The organism is Altericroceibacterium endophyticum, assembly GCF_009827595.1.
Taxonomy (GTDB): domain Bacteria; phylum Pseudomonadota; class Alphaproteobacteria; order Sphingomonadales; family Sphingomonadaceae; genus Altericroceibacterium; species Altericroceibacterium endophyticum.
In genome coordinates this window covers 89,303-114,858 of the sequence record NZ_WTYT01000003.1, presented here as the reverse complement: position 1 = coordinate 114,858, position 25,556 = coordinate 89,303, and the positions used below count along the sequence as shown (strand labels likewise).

27 protein-coding genes are annotated in these 25,556 nt (G+C 60.0%); 15 read left to right on the top strand and 12 right to left on the bottom strand.

Going from position 1 to position 25,556, the window contains the following annotated elements:
• Positions 1-117: 117 nt before the first annotated feature.
• The 4 genes from rpsI to GRI91_RS07560 form a co-directional block, all read right to left on the bottom strand.
• Entirely contained in the window at positions 118-648 is a 531-nt protein-coding gene (gene rpsI, locus GRI91_RS07575; protein WP_160736067.1) for a 30S ribosomal protein S9, read from the bottom strand.
• Positions 648-1,127, bottom strand: a complete 480-nt coding sequence (rplM, locus tag GRI91_RS07570) for a 50S ribosomal protein L13 (protein WP_160736066.1) — start codon at positions 1,125-1,127, stop codon at positions 648-650. The genes rpsI and rplM overlap by 1 nt, the downstream gene beginning before the upstream one ends.
• Positions 1,128-1,288: 161 nt before the next feature.
• Positions 1,289-1,630: a divalent-cation tolerance protein CutA gene (cutA, locus tag GRI91_RS07565; RefSeq protein ID WP_160736065.1), complete on the bottom strand. Its 342-nt coding sequence runs from the start codon at positions 1,628-1,630 to the stop codon at positions 1,289-1,291.
• Positions 1,631-1,637: 7 nt separating this feature from the next.
• A complete protein-coding gene (locus tag GRI91_RS07560) occupies positions 1,638-2,717 on the bottom strand; it encodes a COX15/CtaA family protein (protein WP_160736064.1) in 1,080 nt (359 codons plus the stop codon).
• Between the two features lie 89 nt (positions 2,718-2,806).
• Between GRI91_RS07560 and GRI91_RS07555 the strand changes: the two genes are divergently transcribed.
• From GRI91_RS07555 to GRI91_RS07545, 3 genes are all read left to right on the top strand, one after another.
• Positions 2,807-3,178 carry a MerC domain-containing protein gene (locus GRI91_RS07555; RefSeq protein ID WP_160736063.1) on the top strand — a complete coding sequence of 124 codons (372 nt, stop codon included), beginning with the start codon at positions 2,807-2,809 and terminating at the stop codon, positions 3,176-3,178.
• 19 nt (positions 3,179-3,197) lie between these two features.
• Complete coding sequence (gene thiS / locus GRI91_RS07550) at positions 3,198-4,196, top strand: sulfur carrier protein ThiS (protein ID WP_160736062.1); 999 nt, start codon at positions 3,198-3,200, stop codon at positions 4,194-4,196.
• 97 nt (positions 4,197-4,293) lie between these two features.
• On the top strand, positions 4,294-4,818 hold the full coding sequence (locus GRI91_RS07545) for a hypothetical protein (RefSeq protein WP_160736061.1): 525 nt from the start codon (positions 4,294-4,296) through the stop codon (positions 4,816-4,818).
• A gap of 18 nt (positions 4,819-4,836) precedes the next feature.
• Here GRI91_RS07545 and GRI91_RS07540 read toward each other — a convergent pair whose 3' ends face one another.
• The 3 genes from GRI91_RS07540 to GRI91_RS07530 form a co-directional block, all read right to left on the bottom strand.
• On the bottom strand, positions 4,837-6,657 hold the full coding sequence (locus GRI91_RS07540; RefSeq protein ID WP_160736060.1) for an AMP-dependent synthetase/ligase: 1,821 nt from the start codon (positions 6,655-6,657) through the stop codon (positions 4,837-4,839).
• Between the two features lie 119 nt (positions 6,658-6,776).
• Positions 6,777-8,546, bottom strand: a complete 1,770-nt coding sequence (gene ggt / locus GRI91_RS07535; RefSeq protein ID WP_160736059.1) for a gamma-glutamyltransferase — start codon at positions 8,544-8,546, stop codon at positions 6,777-6,779.
• An 11-nt stretch (positions 8,547-8,557) separates the two neighbouring features.
• A complete protein-coding gene (locus GRI91_RS07530) occupies positions 8,558-9,589 on the bottom strand; it encodes a quinone-dependent dihydroorotate dehydrogenase (protein WP_202385518.1) in 1,032 nt (343 codons plus the stop codon).
• A gap of 398 nt (positions 9,590-9,987) precedes the next feature.
• Between GRI91_RS07530 and GRI91_RS07525 the strand changes: the two genes are divergently transcribed.
• The 8 genes from GRI91_RS07525 to GRI91_RS07490 are packed head-to-tail and all read left to right on the top strand — an operon-like array spanning position 9,988 to position 16,022.
• Positions 9,988-10,404: an SUF system Fe-S cluster assembly regulator gene (locus tag GRI91_RS07525; RefSeq protein WP_160736058.1), complete on the top strand. Its 417-nt coding sequence runs from the start codon at positions 9,988-9,990 to the stop codon at positions 10,402-10,404.
• A complete protein-coding gene (gene sufB / locus GRI91_RS07520; protein ID WP_160736057.1) occupies positions 10,401-11,906 on the top strand; it encodes a Fe-S cluster assembly protein SufB in 1,506 nt (501 codons plus the stop codon). The genes GRI91_RS07525 and sufB overlap by 4 nt, the downstream gene beginning before the upstream one ends.
• The gene (locus GRI91_RS07515; RefSeq protein ID WP_160736056.1) at positions 11,906-12,421 is read left to right on the top strand and encodes a DUF559 domain-containing protein; all 516 of its coding nucleotides are present in this window, start codon (positions 11,906-11,908) and stop codon (positions 12,419-12,421) included. Before sufB ends, GRI91_RS07515 begins: the two co-directional genes overlap by 1 nt.
• Before the next feature lie 2 nt (positions 12,422-12,423).
• A complete protein-coding gene (sufC, locus tag GRI91_RS07510; protein WP_160736055.1) occupies positions 12,424-13,167 on the top strand; it encodes a Fe-S cluster assembly ATPase SufC in 744 nt (247 codons plus the stop codon).
• The gene (locus GRI91_RS07505) at positions 13,167-13,925 is read left to right on the top strand and encodes a SufD family Fe-S cluster assembly protein (RefSeq protein WP_160736054.1); all 759 of its coding nucleotides are present in this window, start codon (positions 13,167-13,169) and stop codon (positions 13,923-13,925) included. The genes sufC and GRI91_RS07505 overlap by 1 nt, the downstream gene beginning before the upstream one ends.
• Positions 13,922-15,136, top strand: coding sequence for an aminotransferase class V-fold PLP-dependent enzyme (locus GRI91_RS07500; RefSeq protein ID WP_160736053.1), 1,215 nt, complete (start codon positions 13,922-13,924; stop codon positions 15,134-15,136). The genes GRI91_RS07505 and GRI91_RS07500 overlap by 4 nt, the downstream gene beginning before the upstream one ends.
• Positions 15,133-15,666 carry an SUF system Fe-S cluster assembly protein gene (locus tag GRI91_RS07495; protein WP_160736052.1) on the top strand — a complete coding sequence of 178 codons (534 nt, stop codon included), beginning with the start codon at positions 15,133-15,135 and terminating at the stop codon, positions 15,664-15,666. The genes GRI91_RS07500 and GRI91_RS07495 overlap by 4 nt, the downstream gene beginning before the upstream one ends.
• The gene (locus GRI91_RS07490; RefSeq protein WP_202385517.1) at positions 15,666-16,022 is read left to right on the top strand and encodes a HesB/IscA family protein; all 357 of its coding nucleotides are present in this window, start codon (positions 15,666-15,668) and stop codon (positions 16,020-16,022) included. The genes GRI91_RS07495 and GRI91_RS07490 overlap by 1 nt, the downstream gene beginning before the upstream one ends.
• 79 nt (positions 16,023-16,101) lie before the next feature.
• Here GRI91_RS07490 and GRI91_RS07485 read toward each other — a convergent pair whose 3' ends face one another.
• The 4 genes from GRI91_RS07485 to GRI91_RS07470 form a co-directional block, all read right to left on the bottom strand.
• Complete coding sequence (locus GRI91_RS07485) at positions 16,102-17,667, bottom strand: amino acid permease (protein ID WP_160736050.1); 1,566 nt, start codon at positions 17,665-17,667, stop codon at positions 16,102-16,104.
• Positions 17,668-17,957: 290 nt separating this feature from the next.
• Positions 17,958-18,914, bottom strand: coding sequence for a hypothetical protein (locus GRI91_RS07480; protein WP_160736049.1), 957 nt, complete (start codon positions 18,912-18,914; stop codon positions 17,958-17,960).
• 63 nt (positions 18,915-18,977) lie between these two features.
• Positions 18,978-19,400 (bottom strand): hypothetical protein, encoded by a 423-nt coding sequence (locus GRI91_RS07475; protein ID WP_160736048.1) that lies wholly within the window; start codon positions 19,398-19,400, stop codon positions 18,978-18,980.
• On the bottom strand, positions 19,390-20,097 hold the full coding sequence (locus GRI91_RS07470; RefSeq protein WP_160736047.1) for an EI24 domain-containing protein: 708 nt from the start codon (positions 20,095-20,097) through the stop codon (positions 19,390-19,392). Before GRI91_RS07470 ends, GRI91_RS07475 begins: the two co-directional genes overlap by 11 nt.
• Before the next feature lie 66 nt (positions 20,098-20,163).
• On the opposite strand from GRI91_RS07470, the gene GRI91_RS07465 reads away from it, so the two are divergent.
• The gene (locus GRI91_RS07465; protein WP_160736046.1) at positions 20,164-21,159 is read left to right on the top strand and encodes an adenosine kinase; all 996 of its coding nucleotides are present in this window, start codon (positions 20,164-20,166) and stop codon (positions 21,157-21,159) included.
• A gap of 90 nt (positions 21,160-21,249) precedes the next feature.
• Here GRI91_RS07465 and purD read toward each other — a convergent pair whose 3' ends face one another.
• Positions 21,250-22,542 (bottom strand): phosphoribosylamine--glycine ligase, encoded by a 1,293-nt coding sequence (gene purD / locus GRI91_RS07460; RefSeq protein ID WP_160736045.1) that lies wholly within the window; start codon positions 22,540-22,542, stop codon positions 21,250-21,252.
• On the opposite strand from purD, the gene xseA reads away from it, so the two are divergent.
• Genes xseA through GRI91_RS07445 form a run of 3 tightly spaced genes read left to right on the top strand, consistent with a single transcriptional unit; the run spans position 22,541 to position 25,266 of the window.
• A complete protein-coding gene (gene xseA, locus GRI91_RS07455; protein ID WP_160736044.1) occupies positions 22,541-24,067 on the top strand; it encodes an exodeoxyribonuclease VII large subunit in 1,527 nt (508 codons plus the stop codon). The two genes, purD and xseA, sit on opposite strands and share 2 nt — an antisense overlap.
• Positions 24,068-24,124: 57 nt before the next feature.
• The gene (locus tag GRI91_RS07450) at positions 24,125-24,328 is read left to right on the top strand and encodes a DUF2093 domain-containing protein (protein ID WP_160736043.1); all 204 of its coding nucleotides are present in this window, start codon (positions 24,125-24,127) and stop codon (positions 24,326-24,328) included.
• 29 nt (positions 24,329-24,357) lie between these two features.
• Positions 24,358-25,266, top strand: a complete 909-nt coding sequence (locus tag GRI91_RS07445; RefSeq protein WP_237437734.1) for a M23 family metallopeptidase — start codon at positions 24,358-24,360, stop codon at positions 25,264-25,266.
• Positions 25,267-25,556: the final 290 nt, after the last annotated feature.

The following is a 25,556-nucleotide window of genomic DNA, read 5'->3' as shown; positions in this document are numbered from 1 at the left end:
TTTTCCTCTGCTTGAGGATGATTGCCAGTAAGTCTGATCACCAGCCTGATATGTATAGCAGACACAAAAAAGGCGGCCCGCAGGCCGCCTTTTCCATATTCGCAAGTGATCGTGAGATCAGCGCTTCGAGAACTGGAAGCTACGACGTGCTTTCGCACGGCCATATTTCTTACGTTCAACGACACGGCTGTCACGCGTCAGGAAGCCAGCGGTCTTCACAGTGGAGCGAAGGACCGGCTCAAATTTGCTGAGTGCCTGGCTGATGCCATGCTTTACCGCACCGGCCTGGCCCGAAAGACCACCACCGGTCACGGTGCAGACCACGTCATACTGGCCAACCCGTTCGGTGATTTCGAAGGGCTGGTTGATGATCAGGCGCAGTGTCGGACGTGCGAAATACACTTCCTGGTCACGGCCATTCACAGTCACTTTGCCGGTGCCGGGCTTCAGCCACACGCGGGCACTGGCATCCTTACGGCGGCCAGTGGCATAGGCGCGGCCCTGTGCATCCAGTTCCTGTTCGCGCAGCGGCGCGGTAGGAGCAGCAGGAGCAACGGTTTCGCCGGAAACTTCGTCAGCCGCAGGAGCATCGCCAGCGATGTTCTTCAGATCGGCAAGATCGGAAACGGTGTTATTTTCGTCGGCCATTACGCGGTCGCCTTGTTCTTGCGGTTCATCGAAGCGATGTCGAGCACTTCAGGCTTCTGAGCTTCATGGGGATGCTCGGTGCCAGCAAACAGGTGCAGGGCCTTCATCTGCTGACGGCCAAGCGGGCCGCGCGGAACCATGCGTTCCACAGCCTTTTCAAGCACGCGCTCGGGGAAACGACCGTCGAGCACCTTGTCGGCAGTCACTTCCTTGATGCCGCCAGCATAGCCGGTGTGCTTGTAATAGACCTTTTCATTGCGCTTCTTGCCAGTGAACGACACCTTGTCGGCATTGATCACGATGACGTGATCGCCGCAATCGACATGCGGGGTGAAGCTCGGCTTGGTCTTGCCGCGCAGTATATTGGCGATGATCGAAGCGACACGGCCAACAACGAGGCCTTCGGCGTCAATCAGGTGCCATTTCTTTTCCACCTCGGCCGGTTTGATCGACCGGGTGGTTGTGCTGAGCGCCTTCATGGCTGTTCAATCCTTAGTTTCGTATTTCAATTTCGCCGGGAAGAATCGGTGATCCTTTCGGTCGAAGCGGCCGCCATTTGCGCTGAGATCACGCGCAAGTCAAGCAAATCCGGGCTTTACGCGGAAGGTAAAATAATACCTCTTGTTGTAAGCGGGGCTGCTCAGCCGGCGGATGAGCCCAGCGGATTGGCCAGCCAGCTGCGCGTCGCGGGTGTGGTTTCGTCTGCATTCCAGCCAATAATGGCGGGTGTGTCATAGGGATGAATCTCTTCAAGCCGCGCAATGGCAGTAATCAGGCTGGCCGGTGCGGTCTTGAACAGCGCGCCGCATTCCTGTGCCTCGCCCTGTTCGCCTTCCCAGATATAGAGCGATTGCATGTCGGGCATGATATTGGCGCAGGCGACCAACCCTTCGGATAACAGAATACGCGCCGCCTGACGCGCATCCTGTGCATTTTCGAAAGGGCACCAGATCAAGGCTGCGGGAGGGGAGATGTCCGCCATGTCTGCCCTAGATGCCCGGTCGGCGGCCGATGACATGCGCGGCCCAGACGGTCGCCACCACCAGCAGAGCCCCAACCAATTGATGCAGTACGGCGATCCACAACATCACGCCGGTCAGCACGGTCAGAATGCCCAGCAGGATCTGGGTGCCGAAGGCGCTATGCACCGCAATGGAGGACAGGCGATGGCCCTGCCGTTTGGCATAACGCGCCAGCACAATCAGCACCGCCACAACCACCCAGGCCCACCAGCGATGGACGAAATGCAGCAAAAACGGATCATGGGTGAAGGCCCAAAAGGCGCCGTTCGACCAATTCACCTCCGGAAAAATACGTCCCTGCATCAGCGGCCATGTGTCGGAAGCCAGCCCCGCATTCAGACCCGCGACCCATGCGCCCAACATCAACTGAATGAAAAGGATGACGCCGGCGATTACTGCCAGCGGCCGCAAGCGCGCGGGGCGCGCCGAGGGATCGCGTGCGAGCAGCCGAAGGTCGAGCGACGTCCAGACCAGCCCGGCCAGCGTAAAGAGCGCGGTGAGCAAATGGATGGAGAGCCAGAAATGGCTCACATCGGTCATGCTGGTCGAAAGACCCGAGCGCACCATATACCAGCCAAAGACGCCTTGCAGTCCGCCGAGTGCCAGCAAGGCGACCAGACGCGGTTTGTAGCCCGGCGGGATGGCTTTTTTCGCCCAGAACCAGATCAGCGGCAAGGCAAAGGCCAGACCAATCACGCGGCCCAGCAAGCGGTGGAACCATTCCCAGAAATAGATGAACTTGTAATCACTCAGCGTCATCCCGGCCGGACCGTTGATCTGCTGATATTCGCCAATCTGCTGATAGCCGGCGAATTCGGCCTGCCATTGCGCCTCCGACAAGGGGGGCAGGGCACCGGTGACCGGTTTCCATTCGGTGATCGACAACCCGCTTTCGGTCAGCCGGGTAATGCCCCCCACGGCCACCATCATGGCCACCAGCGCTGCCACAATGAATAACCAGCGAGAGAGGGCGAGAGGGCGCAAAGCTGACAATTGGCCCGGCACCTGATCCGCAGCTGCGCCGCGATGAATAACCGTCTTGCTCATGCGCCTGCCCTGCCCCCGGAGACAAAAAATCTCAAGAGGAACAAGAGACTCTCTTGTCAAATGATATGTTGTCACATAAATGACGCTGCATGAGCGCCCCACATCCTTCATCCTTGCGCACCTGTCTCGACCGGGCTGGCATGTGGCTTTCGGGCCTGTGTGCTGTGCATTGTGTGCTTGGCGTTGTGCTGGTCGCGGTGCTTGGCCTGGGCGGCGGTGTCTTGATGGACCCGTCGATTCACCGCTTTGGGCTGGCCATGGCGGCGGTGATTGCCGGTCTTGCGATCGGCATTGGCATGGTCCGCCATCGGCGCCCGGGACCTCTGCTTATCGCCACTGCGGGCCTGCTCTTTATGGGCGGTGCGCTGGTGGTTGGTCATGGTGTGGAAGAGGCCGTGATGACCGTTATCGGAGTGGCTTTGGTGGCATGGGGTCATCTGTCTAACTTGCGCCACGGATAAGACACGCTATCTCGCTTGCATGACTGCAATCCACACATTGACCGTGAACGGCGAAACCCGCCGGAGTGAAGCCCCCACCATTGCCGCCCTGGTGCGCGAGCTGGACCTGACGCCAGAGAAAGTGGCGGTGGAACATAATGGTGTGGTTGTGCCGCGCTCGACACTGGAAGCCGCCGCGCTGGCGGACGGCGACAACCTTGAAATCGTTCACTTTGTCGGCGGCGGGCAGGGGGATGTACCCGCCGCGTCAGACGATAGCTGGGAAGTGGCAGGACGGCGTTTTCGCTCTCGCCTGATTGTCGGCACCGGGAAATATAAGGATTTCGAACAAAACGCAGCTGCGGTCGAGGCCAGCGGAGCGGATATCGTCACCGTGGCCGTGCGCCGGGTGAATGTATCCGATCCCAAGGCCCCGATGCTGACCGATTATATCGACCCCAAGAAAATCACCTATCTGCCCAACACGGCCGGCTGCTTCACGGCCGATGACGCGATCCGCACTTTGCGTCTGGCCCGCGAAGCCGGTGGCTGGGATCTGGTGAAGCTGGAAGTGCTGGGCGAAGCGCGCACGCTCTATCCCGATATGCGTGAAACGCTGAAAGCGACGGAAGTGCTGGCCAGTGAAGGTTTTAAGCCGATGGTCTATTGCGTCGATGATCCGATTGCCGCGAAACAGCTGGAAGAAGCCGGCGCGGTCGCGGTGATGCCGCTGGGCGCGCCGATCGGTTCGGGGCTTGGTATTCAGAACAAGGTCACCATTCGCCTGATCGTGGAGGGTGCCAATGTGCCGGTGCTGGTTGATGCCGGGGTCGGCACGGCGAGCGAGGCAGCCGTGGCGATGGAGCTGGGCTGTGACGGTGTGCTGATGAACACGGCCATTGCTGAGGCAAAGGACCCGATTCGCATGGCACATGCGATGAAGCTGGCCGTCCAAGCGGGCCGCAATGCCTATCTCGCCGGACGTATGGGAACGCGCAAATATGCCGATCCCTCCAGCCCGCTGGCCGGATTGATCTGACAAATCGGGCCTGTCTGCATATCAGCCAGGCAGGCCTTTACCCAATGCTAACCTGAATGACCGATAAGCGTCCTGTAATCGAAACGGGATGACAGGAATGGCACGGGCCCCAATGGACTCTCTGGCAATTTCGGAATTGCGCGAATTCGCCAGTTTTTCAGAAAGCGAACAGCTTTTTATTCAGCGTCGACTGGCCGCTTTGCGCGCGTCGAGCCGGATGCAGAGCCGCGGCTTGTGGGAACGTCTGGCCGCCTTTGCCGAATCGGAAGACGAGCAAAGCGACCCGGCCCGCTATGCTGACCTGCGCCCGTTGATTCCTCTGGCAACGGAGCGATCCGATTACGGAGAATTCCTGTCCCGCCTGATCGTCATTTCGGTCGAGGATCTGAGCGAAAACGGGCTGGAGAGCTTTTCCGCCTATCGTTTTCTGTATGAGCGGCTGCTGGGCGCGCGGGCGCGACCCTGGCTTCCATCCGCCTTCTGCGCCGCTGCCGCAGCTCCGCAAATGGCGCCTGATCGCCGTAAGGGCCTGCTCCATTCACTCAGCGAATCTGCCGCGACAGCGGTGGCATGGTCCGAGGCCGAGCCGCGCTTCTACCCGGAAGAACTTGACGCTGCCTGACTGCAGCCTCGCTCGATATCAGGAGCGATAAAGGCCGTTCAGCCGGTCACCATAATGATCGCGGATCTTGTGCCGCCGAATCTTCAGGCTGGGCGTCAATTCATGGTTCTCGATGGTGAAACCGTCATCGGCCAAGGTGATCCGCCGTACTTTTTCGGTGACGGAGAGGTCCTCATTCACTCTGTCGACCGCTTTGCGCAAGCTGGCCCGAAACGCCTCATTATCACGCAAGCTTTGCAGATTCGGCACTATGCCCTGACCCGCTGACAGGCCCTGCGCGGCGGCCCATTCCGCCATCCATTCCGCATCGGGGACGATGAGCGCGACGATATAAGGACGCTGTTCACCATGCACCATCGCCTGCCCGATTTCGGGCTGCAGCGTCAGCATGCTTTCGATTTTCTGCGGGGCGATATTGTCGCCCTTGTCATTGACGATCATGTCCTTTTTCCGGTCCGTAATCACGATCCGTCCGGCGCTATCCAGATGGCCGATATCGCCCGTATGCAGCCATCCATCCTGCAGCGAGGCGGCGGTTGCGCTGGGGTTGCGCCAATATTCATGCATCACCAGCTCGCCGCGCACCAGAATCTCACCGTCTTTTGCAATGGCAACTTCGACCCCGTCCAGCGGCGGGCCAACCGTTTTCATATCGATCCCGGCACTGGGATAATTGCAACTGACCACGGGCGCGGCCTCTGTCTGACCATAGCCCTGCAGCATCACCATACCCAGTGCCTGAAAGAAATGCCCGACCTCAGGGTTGAGCGGGGCCCCGCCTGAGACCAGCGCCTTCAACCGGCCCCCAAATCTAGCCCGAATCTTTGGACGTAAAGTGTGATTGAGGATTAGGTTTTTGACTCCGTCGCTCAGCCTCTCATCGCCGTTTGTCTGCCGTTCTTCGAGATCGAGCGCCATCTCCATCAGTCTTTCGGCCAGTTTGCCCTGCTGACGGACCTGTTTGATTATTTTGGTTCGCAGCACTTCGAACAGGCGCGGGACGACAACCATCAGCGTGGGTTGAGCTTCCTCGATATTGCCCGAAAGCTTGTCCAGACCTTCACTATACCAGATTTCCGCCCCCATCCCGATGGGCAAGAACTGGCCAGCCGTATGTTCATAGGAATGGCTGAGAGGCAAAAAGGACAGGAACCGCTCCTTATCCCAACCAAAATCATGCTCCAGCACCTTGGCTGCGCCGTAAACATTGCACAGAATCGCACCATGATGCTGCTTCACCCCGCGCGGCGCTCCGCCCGTACCGCTGGTATAGATGATACAGGCCGTGTCCCGGCGGCGCAGGGACTGCACCCGGCTTTCAGTGGCATGTCGAGCGATGCCGATGTTGCCTTGAACCAGATCGCCCCATTGGTGGAAGGTGACATCACCCTTCTGGCCAGCGCGCAGTTCTTCGATGCCAATAAGATGCTCCGCCACCCCGGCATGCGCCATTGCGCTGATCAGCGGCTGGGCCAGCTTGTTATTGGACACGATAACAGCCCGGGCCCCGGAATCGTCCAGAATATGCACATGGTCGCGTCTGGTATTGGTGGTGTAGGTCGGCGTGGTGATGCAGCCTGCCGCCATAATGGCCAGATCGGCCAGACACCATTCTGGCCGGTTTTCCGAAACCAGCATCACCCGGTCGCCATCCTGCAGGCCCATATCCCGCAGCGCCTCAGCCAGCAGGCAGACTTGCCGCGCGGCTTCTGTCCAGCTGATCGCGGTCCAGACGCCCTCTTTTTTCGCGCTTAGAAAAGCAGCGTCGCCAAGTTCATCTGCGCGGTCCAGAAACAGCCGCACCAGATTATCGGCGGATTGAAAATCCGACAGCTGCAAACCACTGATCCTCTTCCCCTCAGCCCCGAAAGGCCCCTAGATACAGCAGGATTAGAGTGCGGAGAGCCTCCGGGCAACCCGTGGAGATATATGTTGGTCAGGCGGCGGTCATCGCGCCGTCACGGATGCGCCACGGCGCCTTCGCTGCGCGGATCGGCCGCGCCCACCCACTCGCCATCGACACGCTGCGCGGCATTGGCCTTGAAGGGCATGGACCGGGCGGCAACCGTATGCCCCATCGCCTCCAGATCAGCCTGCATTGCGGTGAGCGCCGTGCCCGGTTCAATATAGACAGTGTCGCCGGGGGCATAGAGGCCGGGCAGGGCGATGGCGCTTTCCACCGACAGATTGAAATCGATCACCCCGATAATGGCCTTGGCCACTTGCACCGGAATCGTCCCGCCACCAGCGGCGCCAACCACCAGCACCATCTTGCCTTGCGGATCGTATACCACGCTGGGTGACATCGAACTGCGCGGGCGTTTGCCGCCTTCCACACGATTGGCGACGCTCTTACCGTCTTTTTCCGGCGAAAAGCTGAAGTCGGTCAGTTCATTATTGAGGAAGAAGCCGCCAAACATGTGGCCGGAGCCGAAGGGCCCTTCGACCGTGGAGGTGTAGCTGACCGCATTGCCATCATCGTCGATAACCACGAAATGCGACGTCCCGTTCTCCACCGGTTCGTCACCATCGGCCCGACTGATTGCTGCGCCTGCGGGATGTCCGGCTTCGACTTTGGTCAAGGCATGCTTCGGATCGATCAACAGGCCGCGCCGGGTCAGATAATTCGCATCGGTCAGGCCGGCGACAGGCACATCGACAAAGTCGCTATCGGCGAGATAAAGCTCGCGATCAGCATAGGCGATCCGCTGGCTGTCGGCAAAGACATGCCAGAACACCGGAGAATTCGGCCCCATCGCGGCAAGATCAAAGCGTTCGAGCTGTTTCAGAACGGCATAAACCGTCGTCGCGCCAGAGGAAGGCGGGCCCATCCCGCAAATGCGATAGAGGCGATAGGTGCCGCAGACAGGTGTGCGCGCTTTGGCTTCGTAACCGGCAATATCTGCCGCGACCATCGCCCCGCTCTCAGCTCCGGCCTCGCCTAACCGGCGCGGTGTGACGGAGGCGATTTTTTCGGCCAGCGCCTGCCCGTGCGGACCTTCATAGAAACTGTCCGCCCCTGCTTGTGCAATCCGCGTCAGCGTTTCTGCCAAGTCGGGATTGCGCAGGGTCGATCCGGCCGGAATCGCGCTGCCATCAGCCTGATAATAAAGGGCAACGCCGGCGGGGTCATTGGCGGCGCGGTCCTTCACCCGTTCCAGATAGCCGTGGAGCCGCGGCGTTACCGTGAAACCGTCACGCGCCAGCGTGATCGCCGGGGCGAACAGATCCGCCCAGGGGAGCTGCCCATGCTTTTCATGCGCCAGCGCCGCCAGCCTTAAATTGCCGGGGACACCGATGCTCAGGCCCGTGAGCACAGCCTCTGGAAAAGGCAGCGGAGTGCCGCTTTCGTCAAGGAACCATTGCGGATCGGCCCCGGCAGGCGCCGTTTCGCGGCCATCGATCGTTTCAACTTCGCCCTCTGCAGTGCCGCGAACATAAAATCCGCCCCCGCCAATGCCCGAGCTTTGCGGCTCAACGACATTGAGCGCCAGCATCGTCGCAATGGCGGCGTCCGTGGCACTGCCCCCGGCGCGCAGGATTGCGGCCCCGGCCTCGGCCGCACGCGGATCCGCGGCGGATACCACCGCCTGTCCGGCGTCAGAAACGTCAGGCGCCGTGCTGGACGGATCACCGGCCGAGGCGGTCGCGGGCGGGGTGAGGGGAGCCGTGCTGCACGCGCTGAGCAGGAGCGGGATGGCCAACGAAGAAAGGATGCGGCGTAACATGACTGGGATATCTATTCGCTTCCGACAGCTTCAGCAATGGATGCGAATCCATCACGCGCCAGGCGTTGGTCCAGGCCGCGGCAAATCACGCGGGCGATTGCCGGTCCTTCATAAATCATCGCGCTGTAAAGCTGCACCAGACAGGCTCCGGCCCTGATCCGCGCCCAGGCATCATCGGCACTGGCAATACCGCCGACCCCGATCAGGGCGAGCGCCCCGCCGGTTGCACGGCGAAAATCGCGCAGCCGCGTCAGCGCCATATCGCGCAAAGGGGCCCCGGAAAGACCGCCGGTTTCCGCCGCCTTGGCTGATTTCAGCGCTGGACGTTCAATCGTCGTATTGCTGATGATCAAGGCGTTCAGCCCGCGATCCATCGCGATGCGCGAAATGGCATCGACGTCCGCCGGTTGCAGATCAGGTGCCACTTTCAGAAAGATCGGCGGTCCAGATGGCCCGACAGCTTCAACAATTGCATCCAGCAATGCCCCTAGGGCACCTTCATCCTGCAAGGCGCGCAGGCCCGGTGTGTTGGGGCTGGAAATATTGACCGCCAGATAGGATGCCAGAGGCGCCATGATACGCGCCATGGTCGCATAATCCGCGACCCTGTCGGGGGAATCCTTATTGGCGCCGATATTGATCCCGACAATGCCGCCGCGCTGTTGGCGGCTGGCCAATCGCGCCGCAGCGTCTTTGGCACCGCCATTGTTGAACCCCATACGATTGATCACCGCGCGGTCTTCGCTTAGCCGAAAGAGGCGCGGCTTGGGATTGCCCGGCTGGGGCAGCGGAGTGATTGATCCCACTTCTGCAAAGCCAAAGCCGAGGCCCAGCAGGGCGTCAGGCACCTCGCCATCCTTGTCGAAACCTGCCGCCATGCCCACCGGATTGGGAAAATCGAGTCCGGCCACATTGCTGGCTAACCGTGGGGATGCGGGAGCTGCAGCCTTCTGCGGAAGGTATTTCAGTGCGTTCAGCGCGAGGCCGTGGGCACGTTCCGGGTCGATTTGGAAAATGGCGGGACGAAGCAGGCGATAGATCATGCGCGGAGCTATGGCAGAGCCTCCTTAGCCTGTCACGCCGCACGGCGGCCGCGCATTTCAAGATTCTACGTAACACACCGTGTTAGGCCATTGCTGCACAAACTTTTGCAAATATGTCGTTTTCTTACAATAGACGAATCAACAATCCCGCTATTCCAACATATGCGACCCGAAGGGCTCGAAGCAGGAATGCAACGAGTTCTCGACTTTTAGGGCGGTTCCGACAAAGGGACCGCCCTTTTTTTATGATTTGTCCCGGCGGTTCCAGATCTGTCGCTTTATGGGGCGAAAGCCCTTCTGATTTGAAAAAGCCCCGCAGAATCCCTAGATGCACAAACAAGACTGATTCGGTCCGATTTTAATCGGATGCGATGAAGGCAGGCAAAACGGGATGACCAATGCGACTAAGTTCCATGGCCGATTATGCGATTATCACGATGAGCGCTGCTGCGCGTCATTGTGGCGGTGTGCGCGTGTCGGCGGCGGAACTGGCGCAGGAAACCGGGCTGCCCGTGCCGACCGTGCAAAAGGTGGTCAGCCGCCTGACATCCGCCGGTTTGCTGCGGTCGCATCGCGGTATTGGCGGGGGATTGCAGCTGGCCCGACCGGCCGCCGCAATCACCGTCGCCGATATTGTCGAGGCGATTGAAGGGCCGATAGCGCTGACGTCCTGCGTTGAGCCTGCCAAGCATGATTGCCTGCTTGAAAACCAATGTTCGGTGAAACCGCATTGGCCAATGATCAATGAGGCTGTACGCGGCGCGCTGGCCGATGTTCCGCTCACCCGCCTTGCCCAGATGAAAGTTCCCGCATGACTGACCAGATCGACACCAAAACCATGGCGGAACAGCCGCAAATGGACCAGGAGGCGCGCGATGCTGCCAAGCGTCTGGAAACCTATGAATTCGGCTTCCATTCCGACATTGAGCAGGAATTCGCGCCCAAGGGCCTGAATGAAGACATCGTGCGCTTCATCTCGGCGAAGAAGAACGAACCCCAATGGATGCTGGACTGGCGGCTGAAGGCCTTCCGCCTTTGGCAGACTATGGAGGAGCCGGATTGGGCGAAGGTCGGCTATCCTGAAATCGATTATCAGGATGCCTATTATTATGCCGCGCCCAAGCAGAAGGAAACGCTGAAAAGTCTGGACGAGGTCGATCCGGAAATTCTCTCTGTCTATAACAAGCTGGGCATTCCGATTGCAGAACAGGAAGTGCTCGCCGGCGTCGAAGGCGCGCGCAAGGTCGCCGTGGATGCGGTGTTCGATTCCGTATCGGTGGCCACGACGTTCCGCGAAGAGTTGAAGAAGGCCGGCGTGATCTTCCTCTCGATCAGCGAAGCGATCCGCGAATATCCCGATCTGGTGAAGAAATATCTCGGCAAAGTGGTGCCGCAGCAGGATAATTTCTTCGCCACGCTGAATTGCGCGGTCTTTTCCGACGGGACCTTCGTCTACATTCCCGAAGGCGTGCGCTGCCCGATGGAGCTGTCCACCTATTTCCGCATCAATGCGGAAAACACGGGTCAGTTTGAACGGACTTTGATCGTCGCGGAGAAGGGCTCCTATGTGTCCTATCTCGAAGGCTGCACCGCGCCGATGCGTGACGAGAACCAGCTGCATGCCGCCGTGGTCGAGCTGGTCGCCATGGAAAATGCGGAAATCAAATATTCGACCGTCCAGAATTGGTATCCCGGCGATTCCGAAGGCAAGGGCGGGATTTACAATTTCGTGACCAAGCGCGGTCTGTGCCAGGGCGCGCGTTCGAAGATCAGCTGGACACAGGTTGAAACCGGCAGCGCCGTCACCTGGAAATATCCCAGCTGCGTGCTGAATGGAGAGGATTCGGTCGGCGAATTCTACTCGGTCGCCGTCACCAACAACCGCCAGCAGGCCGACACCGGCACCAAGATGATCCATAATGGCAAGGGCACCCGCTCCACCATCATCTCCAAGGGTATTTCCGCCGGGCGCAGTGACAACACCTATCGCGGGCTGGTCCGCATTGGTCCCAATGCGGAAAACACCCGCAATTTCACGCAGTGCGATTCATTGCTGCTGGGTGACGAATGCGGGGCGCATACGGTCCCCTATATTGAAGTGAAGAACCCCACCGCGCAGATCGAGCATGAGGCAACCACCTCCAAGATCAGCGATGATCAGCTGTTTTACGCGATGCAGCGCGGTCTGGATGAAGAACAGGCCGTGGCGCTGATCGTGAACGGCTTCGCCAAAGAAGTCTTGAAGGAATTACCCATGGAATTCGCGGTTGAGGCGCAGAAGCTGCTCGCCATTTCGCTCGAAGGGAGTGTCGGGTAATGACCGAGCGTAAAACTCTGCAACTGCGCGATGCTGATGCCGGCGGCGAACCCGCGATCAAGAAACGGGGGCGCGGCTGGGAAATTTCGGACAAGCGGCTCGATGTGCTGCATGACCGTGCGCGTGAAATGAAGCGTGATCCCTCCGAAGCGCATAGCGCGCTGGCGGAACGGTTTTCCAAGGCCGATTTCGGTCGTTATTCCTTCAAACGCTTTGCCGTTATCGGATCGGCGATTGTCGATTTCTCCTGCCACCAGCTGGGCATGGCGATCGTGATTGATGAAGATGACGCGCCTGAAGCCCTTGCCCGCCGGCGGGATAAGAGCCTTGAAGCGGTGGGGGTGCGCGTGATGCATATCGCGGCGCAGGATATTCTCGAAAATATGGATGAGGTGCTGGTCCGCATCACCGCGGGTATGCGTCTGCGCATAGCTGACAAGCAGGAAGCGCGGGCCGCGCATCGTGAACAGAAGGACAGGGCGCGGTCCGGCCGTTACCCGCATTCCAGGACATAATCATGCTGAAAATTGAAAATCTCCACGCCGAAATTGACGGCAAGAAAATCCTCAACGGCCTCTCGCTCGAGGTGAATGCGGGCGAAATCCATGCCATCATGGGCCCCAATGGTGCGGGCAAGAGCACGCTGGCCTATGTCTTGGGTGGCCGTCCGGGCTATGAAGTTACCGAAGGTTCCGTGACGTTCGACGGGCAGGATCTGCTCGATCTGGCTCCGCATGAACGCGCCTCTGCCGGCATGTTTCTGGGCTTCCAATATCCGGTCGAAATTCCCGGTGTCTCCAACGTCCAGTTCCTGCGCGAGGCACTGAACTCTCAGCGCAAATATCGCGGTGAAGAACCGCTGAGCGGCGGCGAATTTCTGAAGCTTGCCAAGGAAAAGGCCGGTTTGCTCAAACTCGACATGGAAATGTTGAAGCGCAATGTGAATGTCGGCTTTTCGGGCGGCGAGAAAAAGCGCGCCGAAATGGTCCAGATGGGCATTCTCGATCCCCAATTTGCCGTGCTGGATGAAACCGATTCCGGGCTCGATATCGATGCGCTGCGCACCGTGGGCGAAGGGATCAATTCGATCATGCGCACGCCCGAAAAATCCGTGTTGCTGATCACCCATTATCAGCGCCTGCTGGACTATGTGAAGCCGGATAAGGTGCATGTGCTGGCCAAGGGCCGGATCGTCACCAGCGGCGGGCCGGAACTGGCCTTGCAACTTGAAAATGAAGGTTATGAAACGGTGGCCGCCTGATGGCAGACACAGCAAACTATCCCACGCGCAAGGCGGAGGAATGGCGTTATTCCGATGTGGACGCGCTGCAGACGCTCGACCTTGCGGCAATCAATGACTGGCGCAGTGTCACTGTGGCAGCGGGTGAAACCTACCGCGAATTCTTCCATCTGGATAAGACGGATGATGTCGAACTCCACCGCCTGCGGGTGCAGGTTGGTGACGGCGCGCGGTGTGAATTATTCGCCGTCAATGCCGGCAGTCAGCTCGGCCGCGTCGAAGTGGAAGTCACGCTGGGCAAAGGCGCGCATTTTGAATTTGGCGGGGTAACACTGGGCGGTGAACAGACCACCCGCGAATTCGTTACCCGCACGATTCACGCCGAGCCGGAGGCGACCTCCAACCAGACCATCCGCGCGGTCCATTGGGGCCGCGGTGTGGGCAATTTCCTTGGCCGGATTGATGTTGCACGTCACGCGCAGAAAACCGATGCGGCGCAGGATTTCAAAGGCCTGCTGCTCGAACGCGGGGCAGCGGCCAATGCTGTGCCGCAGCTGGAAATCTTCGCCGATGATGTGAAATGCGCCCATGGTGCCACCGTCGGTCAGCTTGATGAGCAGGCTCGGTTTTACATGGCGGCACGCGGTCTTTCACCGGAGGAATCGCGCAAATTGCTGGTCCGCGCATTTCTGGCCGATGCCTTCGCGGCGCTGGATGACGAGGACAAGCAGGGCGAATTGCTCGACCAGGCGCTGAGCGCGGTTGGAGAGAAATTGTGAGCGACACGGCCACCATTTCCCGCAAGGCTGACTTCCCCGGCATGGTGACGGCATCGGGCGCGCCGTGGCACTATCTCGATACCGGCGCCACCGCGCAAAAACCGCAAGCGGTGATCGATGCGGTGACGCAGGCGATCGGCGTGGATTACGCCACCGTCCATCGCGGAGTTTATGGTCGTTCGGCGGAAATGACGCTGGGATATGAAGCCGCGCGCCGCCGCGTGGCGGAATTCATTGGCGGCAAAGAGGCTGAAATCGTCTTCACTCGCGGTGCGACCGAGGCGATTAATCTGGTCGCCTATAGCTGGGGTGAGATGCATCTGAAAGCGGGCGACCGGGTGCTCCTGTCGCAATTGGAGCATCATTCCAACATCGTGCCCTGGCAATTGCTGCGCGACCGGATCGGTATTGAGATCGATGTCTGTCCGCTGACCGCCGATGGCGTGATTGATCTCGACGCGATGGAGCAGATGCTCACCCCGCAGCACAAGCTGGTGGCGCTCGCGCATGTCTCCAATGTGCTGGGCTCCATGCTGGATGTGAAGCGTGCAGCCGGTCTGGCGCATTGTGTCGGCGCGAAGCTGCTGCTGGATGGTTGTCAGGCCGTTCCGCGTCTGCCGGTTGATGTCGCATCGCTGGATTGCGATTTCTACGTCTTTTCCGGTCATAAGCTCTATGGCCCCACCGGTATCGGTGCACTGTGGGCCAAGGCTGAGAGTCTGGATAGCATGAAGCCGTGGCAGGGCGGCGGGGCGATGATCGACAAGGTCACCTTCGCCAAGACCACCTATGCCCCCGCGCCGCAGCGTTTTGAAGCGGGCACCCCGGCGATTGTCGAGGCAATCGGACTGGCTGCGGCCTGCGATTATGTGTCGCATATCGGTCTGGAGCAGATCCACGCGCATGAGACGCGGCTGGTGAATCAGGCGCGAGACGCTTTGCGCGGCATGAACGATTTGACGCTGTTCGGGCCCGAGGAATCGGCGGGGATTATCAGTTTCGCGATGGACGGGGTTCATCCGCATGATCTGGGCACCATATTGGATGAAGAAAATGTCGCCATCCGGGCCGGGCATCATTGTGCTCAGCCATTGATGGAACATCTTGGCGTGACCGCCACGGCCCGCGCCAGTTTTGGCCTCTATAGCGATGAAGAAGATGTGGCGGCGCTGATCCGCGGCATCGAACGGACGAAAAGGATTTTCGGATGAGCGAGACGAGCGAAAAGAAGGATTATGTCGCCGCGCCGCCGCCCAATGAGGAAGTGGCTGCCGTGACCAAGCCGCCCCGTGCGCGGGTAGAGGACATTGCCGAAAGCGCCGACGTCCGATTGCCGCCAGCCGAGGAAGCCGCGTCCGACAAGCTCAACCGCAAGAAAGACTATCTCGAAGGCTTTCTGTCCAAGACGCCTGAAACGGCGAGTGCGGGCGAACCCGGCGGTGCACTTTACGATGCGGTGATCGAAGCGCTGAAAGATATTTATGACCCGGAAATCCCGGTGAATATCTATGATCTGGGTCTGATCTACGGCGTCGATGTCGCTGAAGAGGCCGATGTGGTCGTGACCATGACGCTCACCACGCCGCATTGTCCGGTGGCTGAAACCATGCCGGGTGAGATCGAATTGCGGATCGGCAATCTGCCGGGTGTCCGCGATGCGCAGGTCAATGTGACGTGGGATCCGCCTTGGGACCCCTCCAAGATGAGCGACGAAGCGCGTCTTGAACTGGGGATGCTGTGATGAGCGAGACCAAAACCCGCCAGATTCCGGCTGCGGTCACGTTGACCAGCGCCGCGGAACAACGCGTGGCCGATTTGATGGCCAAGGCTCCTGAAGGCGCCATCGGGGTGAAATTGTCCACTCCGCGCCGAGGCTGTTCGGGGCTCGCCTATTCGGTCGATTATGTGGATGAAGAGCAGGGCTTTGACGAGAAAATCGAAACGCCCGGCGGCACATTCTATATCGATGGTGCCTCGGTGCTTTACCTGGTCGGGTCGGTGATGGATTGGCGCGAGGACGATTTCACCGCAGGCTTCGTGTTCGATAATCCCAATGCGAAAGGGGCCTGTGGCTGCGGCGAAAGCTTCATGGTCTGACGGCTTCGCTCCTACGCTAACGCATGAAAAACCCCGCCTCGGAAGTACTCCGGGGCGGGGTTTTGTTTTGGGGGGGGGCTTAATCGATTGGCGGGACGGGTTGCTGCGGAGCATCCGCATCCCGCTCATGCACTTCCATCAAGCCGCGTCCGACATGGCTCTTGCGATAGCCATAGGCGTAATAGACCAGCAGACCGATCCCGCCCCAGATGGGCAGCACCAGCATCGCTTCGATCGGCAGATTCACAAACAAGGCGATGCAGCCGAGCATGGAAAGCGGCGCGATCACCCATACCAATGGTGTCCGGAAAGGGCGTTTGCGGCCCGGATCACGAACGCGCAGCAGCAGCACCGCCAGCGACACCATGAAGAAGGCGAACAGGGTGCCGGAATTGGAAATGTCGGCCAATTGCCCGACCGGCAGCAAAGCGGCGGCAATTGCGACGAAAATCCCGGTCATCAACGTCACCACATAGGGCGTCTTATATTTGGGATGGATGGTTGCCAGCCTTTCGGGCAGCAGGCCGTCACGCGCCATCACGAAGAAGATGCGTGTCTGGCCGTAGAGCATCATCAGGATCACCGATGGCAATGCCAGATTGGCGGCCAGGCCAACCAGATCACCTGCCCAGCTATAATTGATGGCGCGCAGTACATGGGCCAGCGCTTCGTCCGAACAGACCAGCGGGTTCTGCCCCTGCGCCGCCAGAGCCGCGCATTCCTTGGCAAATTCGGCGGAACCGGGCTGAACGCCCAGCGCGGTCGGCTGCGCACCGATGGTGCCGATGGCGCCAGCGGCGACCAGCAGATAGAACACGGTGCAGATGGCGAGGCTTCCGATCAGGCCGATCGGCACGTTACGCTGCGGATCGCGGGTTTCCTCTGCTGCGGTCGATACGGCATCGAAACCGACATAGGCAAAGAAGATTGACGCGGCAGCGCCGACGATTCCGAGCCCGGAAGTGCCTTCGGGACCGAACCAGCCATTGGGTGCGAAAGGTTGAAAATGCGGCGCGTCGGCTTTCGGCAGAGCCAGCACGATAAACAGGGTGAGCGCCACGACCTTGATCGCCACCAGAACGGCGTTGGCAAAAGCGGATTCCTTGGTGCCACGGATCAGGAGTGCGGTCACCGCCATGGCGACCACGATGGCTGGCAGGTTGATAATCCCGTGGCTGAAATCGGGGCCGGACATCGACCATGCCGGGCCGGATGCGAGCGAGGGGGGTATGGTCAGCCCGGTCCAGCTTTCCACCAGTCCCATGAAATAGCCAGACCAGCCCACCGAAACCGCCGAAGCGGCCACGGCATATTCAAGGATCAGCGCCCAACCGACCATCCAGGCCAGCAATTCGCCGACCACGGCATAGCTGTAGGTATAGGCAGAGCCGGAAACCGGCACCATTGAAGCAATTTCGGAGTAACACAGGGCGGCGATGGCACAGACTGTGCCTGCGATAATGAAACTGACAATCATACCCGGCCCGGCCTTTTGCGCCGCGGCGGAGGTAAGAACGAAAATGCCGGTGCCGATAATGGCACCAACGCCGAGCAAGGTAAGTTGCACGGGGCCGAGCGTACGCTCGAGCGATTTTTTGCCGGCTGTCGCCAATATGGCGTCGAGCGGCTTTACGCGTTTGAACATGGGCGGTCCTTCAGCAGGCCAGATTGGCTGTTGCGGAACATGACGGGTTCTGGGGAGAATATTCTATGCGCGCGGGTGATGCATGCTGGGCAAGCCGGCCAGATCGGGCCGCATGTGTCAGAAGCGATCAGAAGATTGCCGCGCAATTATGAATTCCGTCGAAAGCGATTGCTATTGCCCACCGGAAGCGGTGGTCTGGACAGGAATTTATACCCATTTGGGCGCTTTGCCTAATCAAATATGATGCGAGGAAACATTATATATGCATTCACCGCATCATTATATCTCGCTCAGGTTTGAAATTGTTCGGTCGCCAGAAAATCAAGCAAGGCCTGATCATAAGGATCAATACGTCCGTTGGCGTCGATATGCCGGGTGAGCCACGATTGATCCGTATTGCCGCGGGCTGAAATGCCCGGTTCCGGTTCCGATTGTGGTGCCGCTTCGTCAGCTTTGCCCGCGGCTGGCTTGCGGGCGAAAAGGAGGTTGAGACTCTGGGGGGCCTCCTGCGCCGCACGGGTCAGAAAACCGCCGATACCGCGTGATCCCGAAGTCATGAATTGCTGCAATTGCGCGGCTCTTTCACGGTCCATCTGCGCATCTCTGGGAACATAGGTCATCAAATAATTGCCGACACCCTGGACGAACAGGGTCTGCCAATCTTCGGCATTATCCCCTTCGATACAGGCATCCTTGACCCTGAAGAGCATTTCCGCCTCACGCTTGCTGACGGCGGCCGGGCGGTCGCTGGCGGGGGCGAAAATAATGCGCCGAATCATCCGGCACTCTTCCTGCGTGACATGGCAGGGCACGGGTTCTGCCGCGCTGAGCGAACGCCCGCTACCAAGGAGTACGGCATCTTCCAGAGATTTCAGGACATAGGTTTTCAGCGTTTCGGGGACATTTTCCGCCCGTTCGATCAGCCGGGTCAGCAGCTCCAGCTCGGTCATGGTCGCGGCCGTGCTGCTGCTGCGGATCTGCTCGATCAGCCAATCCGCCTGTTCATCCGCGACAAAGCCGCGCGGTTCCAGCGTTTCGAGCACGTAATGGCTGATCGCCTCGACAAAAAAGGCGGCCCATTCCGGGCTGCTGCTCTGCAGGGCATTCTCCAGATCGAAGAGCGCCTCCGCCTCCGCGCGCGAAATCACGCCATCGGCCCAGCTTGCGGCGCGCAACGCAGCCAGCTGATCCGCGTCGATATGCCCGCTGGTGGCGGCATGCCGGATGATGTCGGCAATCTCGGTCATAATTAAGCACCCCTGTTGGCCACCTCAAGATAACCGCAAGGGGTTTAAGGCAATGTTACGATGCTACCTACGCAATGCCGAAACACAGGCGGCGCGGTCCACTTCGCGCCCGTCACTGGCGCGGCGGGATTCGACATAGGTTGCCACTGGCTCTGCGCCGGGCCGCAGGGGGTAGAGGAATATATCCAGCACGCATGCTTGCCCCGCAAATTGCAATTTGCGCATATCGCCTTCCGTCACGTCCAGCCGGGGCGATCCGAATTGGCGGATCAAGGCGGAGCGGTCCTGCTGGATAACACCCTCCAGCCCGGGCGCGCGCAGAATTTCGGGCACGCGGAACTCGCCGGTGGGCGGCGGTGTAGGAATGCGCGTTGGGGGGACATAGCCGGGGGAGGGCCGCGCGGGGGCTGATGAAGGCGGCACGATGCCGCCTGACGCGCAGGCCGCCAGCAGCGGCAGCAAGATAAGCGCTGGGTTAAACCTCATCAATCGGGCCTTTCATGCGGTGCAGAAGGTGGGTTGCCGCCGCCGCGCCAAGCAGCGGGGCAAGAAAGCTGACAAAGGGCACGATGAGCATCCCGGCAATGATCAGGCCAAGCATCGTGGCCTGCATAGTTGAAATCGGGGAAGGGATGCCGGGGGCACTGCGATGACGCAGCCAGACCATTTCGGGCAATTCGCGGCCGATCAGCCAGCCATTGACCAGCCATAACAGGATCGCGCTGCCTACGCCCGTTACCAGCAGTAAAATGACGAAGGGCAGGGCCAGCAAATTAACCAGCAAGGCCCGCGCTGTGGATTTGAGGGCGGACCGGATTTCTTCGGCCAATGGCACGTTGCGTGCCGTAGCAGCGGCGGTGGGATAATGCCGTTTTTCCACCAGCACCACGACATCGTCGGCAAAGAACTGAATGACCGCCATTGCGATCAGCCTCCAGCCCAGCCACAATCCCGCGAAGGTCAGCAACAGCGAAACCAGTCCGCGCATTTCGGCAGATCCGGAAAAACGCGCATCGCTCACCCCTGCCAGAGCAAGGATACGGTCGAAAGCAAACCAGCCGCCAATTGCCAGCAGGATGAAGGAAATGAGCGTTATGGCCACGCTCTTCAGCAGGATGCGCAGCATTGCCGGGTCGGTAAATTGCCCCAGAGCGCGCGCCAGACTGTTGATTATGCTTGCCATGTAGGGTTGCGATTAGGTGCGATTAGCTTCAAGTCAACGACGCCTTACCCGCAAGAGAGGAAATTCATGACTGAACCCAGATACGATGTCGTCGCCATCGGCAATGCTATTGTCGATGTGATGTCCCCCTGTGAAGACGAACTGATCGAAGAGCTTGGCCTTGAACGTGGAGGCATGACGCTGGTCGATACGGATCGTGCGCGGGAGCTTTATGCAGCAATGGGACCGGCCCAGGAAATTTCGGGTGGTTCAGCTGCCAACACTCTGGCCGGCCTGTCCTCGCTCGGCGCGCAATGTGCCTTTATCGGTCAGGTGGCGCAGGACCAGCTCGGCGAAGTGTTCGCGCATGACATTCGCGCCGTCGGGATCGATTTTGATACGCCCTCCCGCGAAGGGGAGCCGCCGACCGCACGCTGCCTCATTTTCGTGACGCCTGACGGGCAGCGTACGATGAACACCTATCTGGGCGCGACGCAGTTTCTCCCGCCTGAAACCATTGATCCCGAGCTGATTGCTGCGGGCAAAGTGCTGTTTCTTGAAGGCTATCTGTGGGACCCGGAAGAACCGCGTGCGGCCATGCGCCGGGCGATCGAAGCCTCCAAGAATGCCGGGCGTGAAGTTGCTTTCACCCTGTCGGACCCCTTCGTCATCAGCCGGCATGGCGATGATTTCCGCGAACTGATTGATCAGGGGCTGATCGATATCCTGTTCGCCAATCATCATGAACTGGCCGCTTTGACGGGCAAGGATGATTTTGATGACGGGCTGGCCGAGCTGGCGAAGAAAGTCCCCACGGTGGTTGTCACCCGCAGTGCCGAAGGTGCGGTTGCGGTCAAAAACGGCGAACGGGCTGAAGTCCCGGCCGAACCGATTGCCAAGGTCGTGGATACGACCGGAGCGGGCGATTTGTTCGCCGCTGGTTTCCTTAAAGGCCATGTGAAGGGTGATGATCTCGGCACATGTCTGCGGATGGGCGCCATTGCGGCTGCCGAAATCATCTCGCATTACGGTGCACGCTCCGAACAGGATCTGGCCGCGCTGATGACCAAAAAGCTCGGCTGAGATAGCGACCACAGCTGAATGCCATAAGGGGGAGCAGGGCTTGGCCAGGCTCCCCCTTATTTTATGCGACGATAAGGTCCATTTTGGCCATCAGCCCTGTTCGCGTTCCACTTCGCGCCAGCCAATGTCGCGGCGACAGAAACCGCTCGGGAAATCGATCAGATCCACGGCCCGATAGGCTTCCTGCTGTGCCTCCTGAACGGTTTCGCCGAGTGCTGTGACGGTCAGAACGCGGCCACCATTGGCCATCAGCACGCCGCCATCGGCCGCTTTCGTTCCGGCATGGAAGATTTTGGCCCCATGCGCCTCGGCTTCGGCCAACTGGCCAATCTGGCCGCCTTTTTCCGGCGTATCGGGATAGCCATTAGCCGCCATCACGACCGTTAGCGCGGTCTTCTTGGCGAAGCGTGGCCGCTCCATCTGGGCCAGACTGCTTTCGGCGCAGGCCAGCATATAGTCGCCCAGATCGGCCTGCAGGCGCATCATCAGAACCTGGCATTCAGGATCACCGAAACGGCAGTTATATTCGACCAGTTTCGGGCCATCTTCCGTCAGCATCAGCCCGGCATAGAGCACGCCGGAATAGGGTGTGCCGTCTTCGGCCAGAGTGTGCACGGTGGGGGCAATGATGCGCTGCATTGCCTGGGCGCGCAATTCCGGCGTCAGCACCGGGGCCGGGCTGTAAGCGCCCATGCCACCGGTATTGGGGCCGGTATCGCCTTCGCCTACGCGTTTGTGGTCCTGCGCGCTGCCAAAGGCGAGGATGGTGGCCCCATCCGTGATGGCGAAGAAGCTGACTTCCTCACCCTCCATGAATTCCTCGATCACCACTTCGGCGCCGGCTTCGCCAAAGCGGCCGTCGAACATGTCGGCCAGTGCGGCTTCGGCATCGGCGCGGTTTTCGGCAATGACCACACCCTTGCCTGCGGCGAGGCCATCAGCCTTGAGCACATAAGGGGCGGCAAAGCGGTCCAGCGCGGATAGCGCCTGTTCCAGCGATGTGGTGCGGACATATCCGGCGGTCGGGATGCCGGCTCTTTCGCACAAATCCTTGGTAAAGCCCTTGCTGCCCTCCAATTGCGCTGCCGCGCGGGAGGGGCCGAAGACTGCCACCCCTTCTGCCCGCAGCGAATCGGCCAGGCCATCCACCAGCGGAGCCTCCGGGCCGACCACCACCAGGCCGATGCCCTTGTCGGCGCAGAATGCCGCAACCTGTGCATGGTCGGTTACATCGAGCTTGACGCTTTCGGCATGCTCGGCGATGCCCGGATTTCCCGGTGCGGCAAAGAGGGTGCCCGCACCATCGGCCACCAGCCGGGATTGCGCCAGCTTCCAGCTAAGCGCATGTTCGCGTCCTCCCGATCCCAGCAAAAGGATATTCATGGCCGGCTCTTCCTTCGACAGTGATAATTTCGCTGGCGGGCTCGTAGCCAAGGGCGCGCCCGGCGACAACGCTGCTCCGCTATCCATCACCGAAATTTCGACTCTGCTCAAGCGGACTGTGGAGGATCGCTTTGGCCATGTGAAGCTGCGTGGGGAGCTTTCCGGGGTCAAACGCGCGGCGTCAGGCCACCTCTATTGCGCCTTGAAGGATGATAAGGCGGTGATCGACGGCGTGATGTGGCGCGGCAGCACGCAGCGCCTGTCATTTGTGCCCGAAGACGGCATCGAAGTCGTCGCCACAGGCAAGCTGACCACCTATGCCGGACGTTCCAAATATCAGGTGGTGATCGAGAGTCTGGAGATTGCCGGTGAAGGCGCCCTGCTGGCGCTGCTCGAACGCAATCGGAAACGATTTGAGGCAGAGGGTCTGTTCGCGCAGGAGCGCAAGCGGCCACTGCCTTATATCCCGCAGGTGATCGGCGTCGTGACGTCGCCAACCGGCGCGGTGATTCGCGATATTCTCCACCGTCTGGCTGACCGGTTTCCAAGCCAGGTGCTGCTGTGGCCGGTCATGGTGCAAGGGCAGGGTTCGGCTGAGCAGGTGGCAGCGGCAATCCGCGGATTCGGTGCAATCACAGCGGGCGGCGCGGTACCGCGCCCCGATTTGCTGATCATTGCGCGCGGCGGCGGTTCGATCGAGGATCTGTGGAGCTTTAATGAAGAGGTGGTGGTGCGCGCCATTGCCGAAAGCCCCATCCCCACCATCAGTGCCGTTGGCCATGAAACCGATAACACGCTGGCCGATTTTGCCGCCGATCGGCGCGCGCCCACGCCTACTGCGGCCGCGGAAATTGCCGTGCCGGTGCTGCGTGATCTGGCGGCGACGCTGACTGAATTCGGTCTGCGACAGCAACGTTGCGCCTTGCGCCCGGTTCAGCTGGGACAGGAGCGGCTTGATGCGCGCATTGCTCGCCTGCCGCGTCCGGATATGCTGGCTCAGCCGTCGGAACAGAAACTCGATGATTTGCGCGAAAGGCTCCGCCGCGGCCTGTCTGACCGTGCGGCACGGGCCGAACGCGACCTTAACCAGAAGGCTGGCGGTCTGCGTCCTGCGGTCGTGCAACGGCGTGTTGCGGAGGAAAAACGCCGGTTGGAACGGGTGGGGCTGACACCCGCCTTGTTGCAGCGCCGGCTTGGCAAATGGCGCGATGATCTTGAAAAGCTGGCCCGCGTCCTGCCGCAACTCGATCCCAAATTGCCTTTGGAACGCGGCTTTGCCCGCGTTGTTGCGCCCGATGGCCAGACCATTGGCAGCCGCTCAGCCGCCGTGGCGCAAAGCAGCCTTACACTGGAATTTCGCGACGGTGAATTGCAGGTGCGCACAGATACCGCCGACACTTCCGCGCCCCCTGCCTCCGGTCCGAAGCCCGCGCCCGCTCCGAAAACCACGAAAAAGGCGCGTGCCGATGCTAAGCCGTCAACCACTCCATCCGCCGCGCCGCCGAAGCAGGGCGACTTGTTCTGAGTGCAACTGGCGGCAGGGTGCTTGCCCGATGCGCGCTCGTTTCCTACATGGCTGGGCATGTTGATGTCTTCAGATGATCGCCCCGCAACGCTGATTTATGGCCCCAGTGCCTTCCGCATGGTCAAGCCCGGCCAGTTCGTAACCTGTGCCGTCACCGGCGAACGGATCGATGTGGAAGAGCTGACATATTGGAGTGTGGAGCGTCAGGAACCCTACGCTTCGGCTCAGATCGCCACTCGCCGTATTCTCGACGGGGAGTGATCAAGATGCGGGGTGAAGGCTGTTTGCTGTTGAGCGGGGCCATTGCCCTTGCTGCATGTGTCCCTCAGGCGAGCGAACCCGCCGATACGCCGGCACCTCAGGCAGCCGCTGCGGCGCAACCCGTCACACACGCACCTGCCCCGGCACCCACACCAGCTCCCGCTCCCGCCAAACCGGCCGTGTTCTCCTATTCTGGCGAATTGACGCAAGGCGGCTGGATTCGTGGTGAAGCTCCGGCTGGCACGACAGAGGCCTGGCTCGGGGAACAGAAGCTTGATCTCGACGCGGATGGGTCCTTCTTTGCGGCCTTTGACCGCGATGCAGACCCCAGTGCGATGCTGAAGGCTGTGCTTGCCGATGGGCGCGAAATCACCCGTCAGATCATCGTCTCGCCCCGCGACTGGCAGATCGAACATGTGAATGTGGCGCGCCGCTCGGGGGGGGCGAGCGAATCCTTCATGCGTATTCGGCGCCCTGAGCTGGAACAGATCTGGAAGGCGCGCGCCGTCCATGCGCAAAGCGATGGCTGGTCGCAGGATTTCATCTGGCCGGTCACTGGCCGCATATCCGGCCGTTTCGGCTCGCAGCGGATCTATCGCGGTGAACCGGGCAGTTATCACACCGGTCTGGACATCGCGACGGGTGAGAGCGGAACACCGATCGTCGCTCCAGCCGATGGTGTCGTTGTGTTGGCGACCAAGAAACCTTTCAGTCTTGAAGGCAATTTGCTGATCATTGACCATGGCAAGGGTCTCAACAGTGCATTTCTGCACCTGTCCCGGATGGATGTTGCGCAGGGTTCGCAAGTAAAACAGGGGCAATTGATTGGCGCAATTGGTTCCTCCGGTCGCGCAACGGGCCCTCACCTCCATTGGAGCATAAAGTGGAATGACGCGCGGCTGGACCCGCTCCTGTTCCTGCCAGAAAAAGGCGGTTGATATTTTATTTCAATTGAGGCGATCTGAGTAACCATAATGCAACTTTTTCGCTGGTTTCTCATGTAATCAAGTTGCTTATGGGTGAGAAACTCTTGAGCTTCCAACCAATTTTGGCCGCGCTGAAGCACTGTGGCAAATTGGTTACATTCGTAAGTCAATGTAATCTGGCGTTCATAAACATTTTGCTCACAACCCAAAAAATGGGTTGATTGGGCCCCATCATCTTCTCGACTGGATTCGAGCGCTTCGGGTGCCGGATCATCTTTCTGCGCAAGGCAGATCGGTCGGGT